Raw genomic sequence first — 10,188 nt, 5'->3', positions numbered from 1 at the left:
GGCCGTGCGGTACGGGCGTGCCTTCCACCGGACAGGCCGCTTCGAGCCGACCTCACAGGTGTGCTCGGACTGCGGCGTCAAGGACGGCCCCAAACCCCTCGGTGTCCGGGAGTGGACGTGCGGGGCGTGCGGGGCCGTCCTGGACCGGGATGTCAACGCGGCGGTCAACGTCGCCAAGGCCGCCGGACTGGCGGTATCGGCCTGTGGAGCGCAGGTGAGACCGGAACGTGTTCCGGCGCAGCGCGGTGAAGCAGGAACCCACCCGAAGCCGTACCGGGCAACGGTGCGACAGACGGGAATCACTCGCCTTTAGGCGGGTGAGGATGTCAATGCGACCTGCAACTGCTCGTCCCCCAGGGGCAGTCCGTCTTCGCCTGGCCCGCCGACCGGCTGGAGCACTTCCTCGGCACCGGCGACCCGCAGCGCGCCGTCGCCGCCCAACGCGCCTACCTCACCGCCTACTTCGGCCTCCACCTGCGCGGCATCCCCGCCCCGCTGCTGGACGCCCCCGCGCCGCAGTGGCCCGAGATCTGCTTCGACGCGTGAACCCCCCGCCGGCCCGCCCGTTCGGCCCCGTGGCGTCTCGCGCCGAAACCGCCACCGTCGGGGGCGACGGTGGCGGTGTCGGCGCGGGCGCGGGTGCGTCAGTACGGGAGCGGGCGGTTCTCCCGGGCCCACAGCTTCTCGGTCTCGCTCTGCTCCGGGGGCGGGGTGAGGCCGTCGATCATCCACAGGTTCCGCGGCGTCTCGTCGACGTGGAACTCGCAGTACAGGCCGCGGTCGGTGGTGTGGGGCGCGAGGAGGGCGGCGAGCGCCTCGCGGGTGCGCCTGCGCAGGTCCGGGTCCTCGGTGTGGCGGGCGATGTGCTCGACCACGACCCGTACGGCCGCGCCGTGCGGTTCGCCGCCGACGTGGAAGGAGTCGGCGGCGACCTCGTGGAAGAGGACCACCACGTAGAACTTCGGCAGTCCGAAGCGGGTGTAGAAGCCCGTGATGTCGGTGGAGAGCTGCTTCTTCTGCCCGGGGTCGTAGGTGCCGGGCGGGTGGTAGACGTGCCACAGGGGCATGGCGGTTCCTCCTGGTCGTCGGTCGGGTCGGGGTTTTTCGTCGGCGGTCGGGCCGGTGGTCCTGCCGGGGTGTCAGCGGCGGCCGAGGACGGCCAGGTCGTCCACGGGGCCCGACAGGGCGGCCTTCAGGGCCCGGGTGGCGTCGTCGACCAGCACCTCGTGCTCGCCGCGCTCGACGCCGTCCAGGACGGCGCGGGCCACCTCGGCGGGCGGGATCTTGTCGACCGGGACGGCCGCGACCATCTCGGTGTCCGCGAAGCCCAGGTGCACGCCGACGACCTGCGTGCGCTGGGCGGCGAGTTCCAGGCGCAGCGAGTTGGTCAGGGACCACAGCGCGGCCTTGGAGGCCCCGTAGGCCCCGGCCCCGGCGCCCCAGGACAGCAGCGAGTGGATGTCGACCAGCGCGCCGCCGCCGCGGGCGGCCAGCACCGGGGCGAAGGCCTGGGCGATGCGCAGCGGGCCGAGCACGTTGGTCTCGAAGGTGTCCCGGACCAGCGCGAGGTCGGCGCTGAGCAGCGGCGCCGGGTGCAGGACGCCGGCGTTGTTGAAGACGATGTCGACGTCGTCGGCGCGGGCCGCGAGGGCGGCCACCGAGGCGTCGTCGGTGACGTCCAGTGCGAGGACCTCCACGCGCGGGTCCTCGCTGGTGTCGGGGGTGCGGGCGGTGGCGTAGACCTTCTTCGCGCCGCGGGCCAGCAGTTCCGCGGTGAACGCCCGGCCCAGGCCCCGGCGGCCTCCGGTGACCAGGGCGGTGGAGCCTTCGATCACGGTCATGGTGCATCTCCTCGCTCTCGGGGCGGCACCGGCCGTCGCCGGCGGGTGCCGCAGCATTTAGATTATTACCATCATCTAAAGGGGATGGGAAAGTGGACGCACCAAGTGGAAGCACCGACCGGACGCACCACGCGTCGTACGAGAGGGAAGGAGCCGCGGCATGCCCCGCGTGTCCCGCGCCGAGGCCGAACGCACCCGCAGCCGGGTCGTCGACCACACCGCCCGCCTGATCCGCGAGAAGGGCGCCGACCAGGTCAGCGTCCCCGAGGCGATGGCCGCCGCCGGACTCACCCACGGCGGCTTCTACCGGCACTTCGCCTCCAAGGACGACCTCCTCGCCGAGGCCCTCACCGCCGCCTTCACCGAACGGCGCGACGCCATGGAACAACTCGCCGACCAGCCGCCCGCCCGGCGCACCCCCCGCGCCGAGTTCCTCCACCGCTACCTGTCCGAACTCCACCGCGACCACCCCGGCCACGGCTGCGCCGCCGCCGCCCTCGCCGCCGACGCCGCCCGCACCGAACCCGGCACCCCGCTGCGCACCGCCTACACCGCCGGACTGCGCGACCTCGTCGACGTCCTGGCGGCCCTGCCCGAACCCGCCGAACGGCAGGAGGCGCTCGCCGACCTGTCCACCATGGTCGGAGCACTGCTGCTCGCCCGGGCGAGCCAGGACCCCGACCTGTCCGGGGAGTTCCTGGCCGCCGCCCGCCACCGCCTGGCCGTCGATGACGGAGACGGAGACGGGGACGGGGACGGGGACGGGGACGGAAGCGGGGGCGGGGAGCCGGCGACCGCGTAGGGTCCGTACGTACGTGGACCTGGCGAAAGGACGGACCGTGCCGATCAGAGGCGTGCTCTTCGACGTCGACGACACCCTGTTCGACTACTCGGGCTCGGAACGGGCGGGCATCCTCGCCCACCTGCGCCACCTCGACCTGCTGCGCCGCGTCCCCGACCCGCAGACGGCGGTGGCGCTGTGGCGCGAGATCCTGGACGAGCAGTACGCCCGCTTCCTGGCCGGGGAACTCACCTTCACCGGCCAGCAGCGCGAACGCGTCCGCCGCTTCCTCGCCCGCCTCGGCGAGGACACCGCCGCCATGCCCGACGAGGCCGCCACCGCCTGGTTCGCCGGCTACACCGCCCACCGCGACGCCGCCTGGACCGCCTTCCCCGACGCCGCCCCCGTCCTCGCCGCCCTCGCCCCCACCCACCGGCTCGGGATCGTCTCCAACGCCCCGATGGACCAGCAGCGCCCCAAACTCCACGCCACCGGCCTGCTGCACCACTTCGCCGACACCGCCCTCGTCGGCTCCGACCGGCCCGGCGAGGCCAAACCCGCCCCCGCCATCTTCCTGACCGGCTGCGCCCGCCTGGGCCTGCCCCCGCACGAGGTCGCCTACGTCGGCGACAGGTACGACCTGGACGCCCTTGGCGCCCGGGGCGCCGGCCTGCGCCCCTTCTGGCTCGACCGCGCCGCCTCCCGCACCCCGGTCGACGACGGCATCCACGTCCTGCACACCCTGGCCGAACTGCCCGCCGCCCTGCGGACCTGAACCGGGGCCGCCCGGTCGCGCGGGAAGTCGGCCCGGCCGACTTCCCGCGTCGCGGGGGAGTGGGCGCGCTGCGCCGCTCGCCCCGCGCGGGCGTCCCGGTCGGGTGCTCAGTCGTCGAGGCCGAACAGGGCGCGGCAGCCCTCGTCCAGCCCGGTGACGGTGACCGGGGTGCGGGCGTTCCCGGCCCAGGCCTCGGGGGTCAGGCGCAGGCGCTGGGAGACCACCACCCGCCCGTCCAGGACGTCGCGGTCGATGCCGTCGCCGCGGTAGCCGAGCCGGCGCGAGACGGCCAGGGAGGAGTGGTTGTCGGCGAAGGACAGCGACCTCGCCGACCGCGTCCCCAGCTCCGCGAAGGCCAGGTGGAGCATCGCGGCGCGCATCTCGGTGCCCAGGCCCTTGCCCTGGAACTCCAGGCCGAGCCAGGAGCCCGAGACGATCTCGCGCCGCACGCCGAACTCCTTGGCGCGCATGTCCTGGATGCCCACCGGGCGCCCCTCGTGGAAGGCCACCAGGTTCAGCGCCCAGTCCTGCGCGCTCCAGCGCCCCAGCCGCCGCCAGTGCAACTGCACCACGTGCCGGGCCCGTTCGGCCGGCGGCAGCTCGCCCCACGGCGTCAGGAACGGGCGCTCCTCGGGCGGGTGGACGCCGCGGGCGGCGACGTCGGCCACCTCGGCGAGTTCGTCCTCGGTGGGCAGGCGCAGCTCCAGGCGGGGCGAGGACACGCGCAGCCCCCGCAGGGGCCAGTGGTCGATGATCATCGAGCCAGTGTGCCCAGCCCGCCCGCGCCGCGCACCGCCATTTCCACCTCGCCTTCACGTCCGCCTCCGCCCCGATTCCACCTCCCGGGGGACAGCGGCGGCGACCCGACTTGACGCGCCGTCACCTACAGTCGTGCGATGAGCGCACGAAGTGATACTCGGCTGGTCGGAGGACCGCCACCCCCGCACCGCCTGCCCACCCTCACCTCCCTGCGCTTCGCCGCCGCCCTCGCCGTCTTCCTCTTCCACGCCTTCCTCATCGCCGACCCGCTGCACCCCGGCGCCCCGCTCGGCTTCTTCGCCGACCCCCGCCTCGCCGCCGCCCTCGCCCACGCCACCTCCAAGGCCGGCTACGCCGGGGTCTCGTTCTTCTTCGTCCTCAGCGGCTTCGTCCTGACCTGGTCCGCGCGCGAACGCGAACGCCCCGCCGCGTTCTGGCGCCGGCGCCTGGCCCGGATCTACCCCAGCCACCTGGCGATGTGGGCGGCCGCCGCCCTCCTGTTCGCCTGGGCCGCCCCGGTGCGCACCTGGCTGCCCAACCTCCTGCTCGTCCACGCCTACTCGCCCGACCCGGACATCAACTCCGGGATGAACATGCCCAGTTGGTCGCTGTGCTGCGAGGCCCTGTTCTACCTGCTCTTCCCGCTCCTGCACCGCGCCGTACGGCGCCTGCCCGCACGCGCCCTGCGCCCGGCCCTGGCCGCCGTCCTGCTGGCCGCCGCGGCCGTCGCGGGAGCCGACGCGGTCCTGCTGTCCGACCGGCCCCGGATCCCCCAACTGCCCGTCTCCCTCGACCAGCTGTGGTTCGGCTACCTCTTCCCGCCGGCCCGGCTGCCGGAGTTCGTCCTCGGCATGCTGCTGGCCCGCGCCGTCGCCGCCGGCCGCGCCCCGCGCGTCCCCCTGGCCGCCGCCGCCCTCCTGGTGGCGCCCGCCTACGCGCTCGCGCTCGCCGTCCCCTCGCCCTACGACTTCGTCCTGCCGATGGTCCTGCCGCTCGCGCTGGTCATCTGCGCCGCCGCCCAGCACGACCTGCGGCGCGGCGCCGGGGACCCGCCGCCGCGCCGCCCGGCCCAGTGGCTGGGCGCCGTCTCCTTCGGCTTCTACCTCTGCCAGGGCGTCGTCCTCTTCCACGGCCGCCCCCTGCTGTTCGGCGACCGCACCTACCCCGCGCCGCTCGCCGCCCTGCTGACCGTCGCCGCCTTCGGCGCGACCCTGGCCGCCGGGGCCGTCAGCCACGCCCTGGTCGAGCGCCCCGCGGTACGGCGCCTCGCCGGCCGGGCGGCGGGAGCCGGCTGAGGGACGGCGGTGCGGGCGAGGGGCGCGCCGTTCAGTCCGTGGGCCAGGCCCGCAGGTCGGCCAGGGTGAGTGTCCGGAAGCGGCCTTCGCCGTCCCCCATGACGAGCAGTTGGAACTGCTCGGGGTCCGACCACGGGAGCTGCGCGGCGATCCGGGCGAACTCGGCGAACGGCAGGTGGTTCAGGGCGCCGCCGAAGAGGTGGGGAGGCCGCTTCGTGCCGCCCCAGGGGTGGTCCTCGGTGGAGATGTTCCGCAGGTTCCAGCGGCCGGGCAGGTCGGGGCTCAGCAGGTCGAGGCGGGCGTTGAGCTCGGCGACGACGTCGTCGTCGTCCGCCCAGCCGCCGGGGTTGAGGAGGATGGTCGTGATCGCTGACATGCCCCCATGATCGCCGCGACCACGGCAGGGCCGGCGGACGGGCCGTCAGCGGCCGGTGGCGGGGCGGCCGGGGGCGTCGAGGGCGGCGACCTCGCGCACCGCGTCGGCGATGGCGCGGAAGTCCTTCTTCAGGATCGCGCCGTGGTTGCTGGGCACCTTCGCGCTGATCAGGATGTGCGGGTTGCGCGCGGTGACCGCCGGCAGGGCCGCGCGGATCAGCTCCTGCTCGTCGCCCTTGCTGCCCAGCGAGGTCCCCGAGGCGATCACGTACCGGGTCGGGACGGTGATGGCGTCCAGCACCGGGCCCAGCGCGGCGGCGCTGCCGATCCTGCCGAGTTCGATGTTGGACTCCGACATCTGCCGGTGGGTCATCCGCGGGGTCAGGCCGGTGGGGCGGGCCAGTGCCATGAGCGGCGCCCACCGTCGGAACTGCGTGCGGATGCGCCGCTCCAGCTCCTCGGTCAGCCAGTCGTAGGGCAGCGCGCCGTCCACCAGGACCGCGCCGACGGAGCGGCCCGGGTTGCGCGAGGCCCAGTGCGCGGCGACGAACGCCCCGTAGGACCAGCCCACCAGCAGGGCCCGCCGCACGCCGCGGGCCGCGAGGACGGCGTCGACGTCCCGGACGGCGGCCTCGAAGGAGTAGTCCGCGGAGCGCTTCGACGTCCGGCCGCGGGCCCGCTCGTCGTAGGTGATGTGCCGCAGGCCCGGGCCGAGGTCGGCGAGGACGCGCCGCCAGTAGCCCTGGGTGGCGAACTGGCCGTTGAGGTAGAGCACGGGCAGGCCGGGGCCGCCGGTGTCGGTGGCGGCCAGGGCGGTGTCGTCGACCGGCACCAGGCCGGTCCACGGGGCAGGGCCGGTCGCGGGTGCGGTGCTGTTCGTCATGGTGTCCCCCTTGGACGGGTGTCGGGCCCCGGGACGGGGTCAGAGGCTGCGGGCGGTGATGTCGCCGTGGGAGGTGGTGGCGCGGATGTCGAGCACGGTGGCGCCGTCGTTGCGCAGGGAGTTGGCGACGCGGCCGTGGCCGGTGCCGGCGTCCAGGGCGGCGCAGACGCCGGCGGCGGCGCCGACGGTGATGCTCCCGGACTGGGTGCTCAGCTCGACGGTGCCCCGGTGGGCCTCGGTGACGCGGATGTCGCCCCGGGTGGTGCTGATCCGGGCGGGCCCGCCGAGGCGGCCGACCTCGATGTCGCCGTCGACGGCGCTCAGGTGCAGGCTCGCCGCCTCGTCGACCTTGGTGTGGCGGTACGCGCCGTCGAAGGCGACGTCGCCCAGGCGGCCGACGACGCGCAGTTCGGCGGCCGCGGCCTTGCCCCGTACGGCGGAGCCGGCCGGCAGCTGGACGGTGACCTCCAGGGAGCCGGTGGGGCCGAGCAGCTGGCCGCCGGACGCGGAGGTGACGATCCGCAGGACGCCGTCCTCGTAGGTGACGGCGGTCTGCTCGGCGGCCCGGACGTCGCGGCCCTTGCCGGGCTCGGCGGCCCGGACCTCGACGGTGGTGTCGACGCGCTCGGCGGCGATGAACCGCACGCGCCCGCCGGGGATGTCCAGGACGACGGTGACCGGGGCGGGGGTGGCGAACTTCTGCATGCTGCGCTCCTGTGCGGTTTCGTTCCATCGGTGTTTCCGACATTGGAAACGCTACGTTGCTTTCAAGATCTTGGCAACTAGTTCGTTGCGTCAAAGTAGCGTAATGGCAGGTGGATAGCGGGAAACTGTTGCAACGGACGCACGGGTAACGCAACGGACGTCACCCCGATCATTGCAATGGTCTGAAGGTGAACGCTAAGGTGGGGGCCGGCCGGGAACCACACGGCCGACCGGGAACCACACGGCCACCACCACCGAGGAGAACGCGATGCCGGGAGGCAGGCTCACCCAGCAGGAACGCCGGCAGATCGCACTGGGGCTGGCCGACAGCCTCCCCTACGCCGAGATCGCCCGACGCCTGGAACGCCCCACCTCGACCGTCACCCGCGAGGTCATGCGCAACGGCGGCCCCGTCGCCTACCGCGCCGACCTCGCCCACCGCGCCACCGAACACCGCGCCCAACGCCGCCGCCCCGCCCCCACGGCAGGCCCACGGCCCGGCACCCACCCCCACGGCCGCGACGACGAGGCCGTGGCCGCCTACGAGGAGCAGCTCACCACCGTCCTCATGGGCTCCGGCCTCAACCGGATGGGCGCCCGCGTGGTCACCTGCCTGTCCACCACCGACGCCGGCAGCCTCACCGCCGCCGAACTCGCCCAACGCCTCCAGGTCAGCCCCGCCTCCATCTCCAAGGCGATCGCCTTCCTGGAGAGCCAGAGCCTGGTACGCCGCGAACGCGACGAACGCCGCCGCGACCGCTACATCGTCGACGACGAGCTCTACTACCAGGCCGTCATCGCCAGCGCCCGCGCCAACGACAGGGTCATCGAGACCGCCCGCCAGGGCGTCGCCGTCCTCGGCCCCGGCACCCCCGCCGCCGTCCGCCTGGAGAACATCGCCCGCTTCCTCGACTTCATCAGCGAAAGCATCGTCCGCGCCGCCGAACAGGCCCGCGAAGTCCTCCACACCAAGCCGGTGGCGGCCGCCATCGAGGACGAGGCGCCGGAGTAGGAAGTCGGCGGGGCCGACTTCCTACTCCCGAGCCGTGACAGGTCAGGCCGCCCGGCGCAGCGCGGCCTTCTCGATCGTCCGCACCCGCCGCCACGTGTACACCCACGCGTCGATGTCCCGCACCCCGCAGATCTGCAGGAAGTGCCGCACCTTCTCCATCTGCGGAAGGGACGTCGCGTTGAGCATGTCGGAGATCGTGCTGCGCCGCAGGACCTTGCCGTAGGCGGTCTGCCGCTGCTGGTGCAGCCGCGCGCTGCGCTCCTCCAGCCGGCGCAGTGACGGCTCGCCGGCCCAGACCCTGACGTCCTCCAGGCCCGCGACGAACTCCTTCGCGGTGGAGAACAGCACGGGATCGGGTTCGCCGGCGGCCGGGACCGGTACGCGCCAGTCGGTGACGGGTGGCCTCTTGGTGGCCGACTGCGCGACGGCGCGAAGTGCCTTTCGCGCTTCCTCGTGAAGGAACAGCATTTCCAGTCGGACGCTGCCCTCCACGGCCATCGCCGCCAGCAGCGCTCCCAGAGTCTCGCGCTGGGGGAAGTACTCCCCTTCGAGCGTCGAATGAATGACACTATGACTCAGGCCGCTGATGTCTGCGAGTTCCTTCGAGTTCCGCACGGGTGCGCGACGGTGGAGCCTCTGCAGTTCGGAGAAGAACTCCTGGCTTGCGTTCATCGCCGCCCCCGCACGGCCGTGCCGGAGGCCTCGACGGCGGCGGTGACGATGACGGTCACCAGCGCCTCGACGGCGTACCCGAGGACGATCAGGGCGATGACGCCGGCCAGGGCGACCGCGAGGAACGCCGCGGACAGCGCGGCCCGCCGCAGGCCGGAGCCCTCGGCGGGCGGGGTGGCGGGCGGCGGCGTGCGCCGCACCGCGCATCGGAGTTCGAGCAGCACAGTGGTCCCTTCTGAACCCTCAACCCGGACGTGGGGATTGCCGTCCCCTGGGCCACCCGACGGGTGGTTGGGCCAGATCATGCGCGGGCCGCCAGGCGCTGCGCAAGTTCCCGCCCGCGGCTCCTCCGGCGGCAACCAGGCATTGCAAGAGTTGATATGACTGACTGTCGGGACGAATTCGGACACCATTGCCGCGCCGCCGGCGCCCGCGTGTCCGAAGTCGTCCGGGACTGTCCGAGACCGTCCGGGCGCCGTCGGGCGGGTCGCCGGGATCGCACCTGCTCGGGGCGGTCCGGCGTCCGGGAGTGTCCGAAGCCGTCCGGTCGGCTTGGTCGCAGCGCCGCCGAATGCAAGAGTTGCGATCCGAGAGCCCTTCCCCTCAACCCGGACGGTCTCCCCGGGCGGAGCGCTGTTGCCGCAGCCCCGCCGTGACGCGGATCACATCGGAGAAGGCCTGCCCCCGTCCCGGGAGCAGGCCTTCTCCTCGTCCCCGCCCACCGGTCAGGGCGTCAGGGCGTCAGGAGCAGCCGCCCGCGCAGGCCTCCGGCCTCCAGGCGGCGGTGGGCGTCGGCGGCGTCGGCGAGCGGGAGGGTGTCGGCGACCCGCAGGGTGAGGCGGCCGTCGGCGGCGAGGCCGGACAGGCGGGCCAGCGCCGGGCCGTCGGCGGTGATCCACACGTTGGCGACCCGGATGCCGCGCAGGGGCACCGGGGCGCTGCCGGCCGCGACCGCGACGAAGGCGCCGCGGCCGCGCACCGCGCCCAGGGCCCGTACGCCCAGCAGGGCGGCGTGGAGGGGGCCGGGGTGCCCGCCGGGCCGCGCCAGCCGTCGGGCGGGCGGCCCGGGGGGGGGGGGTCCGCGGTCGCG

The 10,188-nt window shown here is 74.2% G+C and carries 14 protein-coding genes; 5 read left to right on the top strand and 9 right to left on the bottom strand.

Annotated features, from left to right (window positions below):
* Positions 1 to 313, top strand: a 313-nt coding sequence (locus ACWDCZ_RS36630) for a zinc ribbon domain-containing protein (RefSeq protein ID WP_449818160.1), incomplete at its 5' end; no start/stop codon positions are given.
* 331 nt (positions 314 to 644) lie between these two features.
* Here the strand turns inward: ACWDCZ_RS36630 and ACWDCZ_RS36625 are convergent.
* Together ACWDCZ_RS36625 and ACWDCZ_RS36620 are read right to left on the bottom strand one after the other, a co-directional pair.
* Entirely contained in the window at positions 645 to 1,067 is a 423-nt protein-coding gene (locus ACWDCZ_RS36625) for a tautomerase family protein (RefSeq protein ID WP_049655321.1), read from the bottom strand.
* A 72-nt stretch (positions 1,068 to 1,139) separates the two neighbouring features.
* A complete protein-coding gene (locus tag ACWDCZ_RS36620; protein WP_449818159.1) occupies positions 1,140 to 1,841 on the bottom strand; it encodes an SDR family oxidoreductase in 702 nt (233 codons plus the stop codon).
* Between the two features lie 160 nt (positions 1,842 to 2,001).
* Here ACWDCZ_RS36620 and ACWDCZ_RS36615 point away from each other — a divergent pair, with 160 nt between their 5' ends.
* Both ACWDCZ_RS36615 and ACWDCZ_RS36610 read left to right on the top strand, forming a co-directional pair.
* A complete protein-coding gene (locus ACWDCZ_RS36615; protein WP_449818158.1) occupies positions 2,002 to 2,643 on the top strand; it encodes a TetR/AcrR family transcriptional regulator in 642 nt (213 codons plus the stop codon).
* Positions 2,644 to 2,680: 37 nt separating this feature from the next.
* Entirely contained in the window at positions 2,681 to 3,397 is a 717-nt protein-coding gene (locus ACWDCZ_RS36610; RefSeq protein ID WP_074006296.1) for an HAD family hydrolase, read from the top strand.
* Positions 3,398 to 3,504: 107 nt separating this feature from the next.
* Here the strand turns inward: ACWDCZ_RS36610 and ACWDCZ_RS36605 are convergent, their stop codons facing one another.
* Positions 3,505 to 4,155 (bottom strand): GNAT family N-acetyltransferase, encoded by a 651-nt coding sequence (locus tag ACWDCZ_RS36605; RefSeq protein WP_449818157.1) that lies wholly within the window; start codon positions 4,153 to 4,155, stop codon positions 3,505 to 3,507.
* 138 nt (positions 4,156 to 4,293) lie between these two features.
* Here ACWDCZ_RS36605 and ACWDCZ_RS36600 point away from each other — a divergent pair, with 138 nt between their 5' ends.
* Positions 4,294 to 5,451 (top strand): acyltransferase family protein, encoded by a 1,158-nt coding sequence (locus tag ACWDCZ_RS36600; protein WP_449818156.1) that lies wholly within the window; start codon positions 4,294 to 4,296, stop codon positions 5,449 to 5,451.
* A 31-nt stretch (positions 5,452 to 5,482) separates the two neighbouring features.
* On the opposite strand, the gene ACWDCZ_RS36595 is transcribed toward ACWDCZ_RS36600, so the two are convergent.
* From ACWDCZ_RS36595 to ACWDCZ_RS36585, 3 genes are read right to left on the bottom strand one after another with little or no spacing between them, the layout of a single operon-like run.
* Positions 5,483 to 5,827: a hypothetical protein gene (locus ACWDCZ_RS36595; protein WP_449818155.1), complete on the bottom strand. Its 345-nt coding sequence runs from the start codon at positions 5,825 to 5,827 to the stop codon at positions 5,483 to 5,485.
* A 45-nt stretch (positions 5,828 to 5,872) separates the two neighbouring features.
* Positions 5,873 to 6,709: an alpha/beta fold hydrolase gene (locus ACWDCZ_RS36590; protein WP_449818154.1), complete on the bottom strand. Its 837-nt coding sequence runs from the start codon at positions 6,707 to 6,709 to the stop codon at positions 5,873 to 5,875.
* A gap of 39 nt (positions 6,710 to 6,748) precedes the next feature.
* On the bottom strand, positions 6,749 to 7,414 hold the full coding sequence (locus ACWDCZ_RS36585; protein ID WP_449818153.1) for a DUF4097 family beta strand repeat-containing protein: 666 nt from the start codon (positions 7,412 to 7,414) through the stop codon (positions 6,749 to 6,751).
* Positions 7,415 to 7,682: 268 nt separating this feature from the next.
* Here ACWDCZ_RS36585 and ACWDCZ_RS36580 point away from each other — a divergent pair, with 268 nt between their 5' ends.
* On the top strand, positions 7,683 to 8,426 hold the full coding sequence (locus ACWDCZ_RS36580; protein WP_117485361.1) for a helix-turn-helix domain-containing protein: 744 nt from the start codon (positions 7,683 to 7,685) through the stop codon (positions 8,424 to 8,426).
* A gap of 42 nt (positions 8,427 to 8,468) precedes the next feature.
* On the opposite strand, the gene ACWDCZ_RS36575 is transcribed toward ACWDCZ_RS36580, so the two are convergent.
* From ACWDCZ_RS36575 to ACWDCZ_RS36565, 3 genes are all read right to left on the bottom strand, one after another.
* The gene (locus ACWDCZ_RS36575) at positions 8,469 to 9,041 is read right to left on the bottom strand and encodes a hypothetical protein (protein ID WP_449818152.1); all 573 of its coding nucleotides are present in this window, start codon (positions 9,039 to 9,041) and stop codon (positions 8,469 to 8,471) included.
* 53 nt (positions 9,042 to 9,094) lie between these two features.
* A complete protein-coding gene (locus tag ACWDCZ_RS36570) occupies positions 9,095 to 9,322 on the bottom strand; it encodes a hypothetical protein (RefSeq protein ID WP_387820776.1) in 228 nt (75 codons plus the stop codon).
* Between the two features lie 509 nt (positions 9,323 to 9,831).
* On the bottom strand, positions 9,832 to 10,188 hold a 357-nt coding region (locus tag ACWDCZ_RS36565; RefSeq protein WP_449818151.1), incomplete at its 5' end, for a zinc-binding dehydrogenase.

The organism is Kitasatospora sp. NPDC001225 (assembly GCF_053597855.1).
The sequence above is the reverse complement of the archived record's forward strand: the minus strand, read 5'-3'. Positions and strand labels throughout refer to the sequence as shown.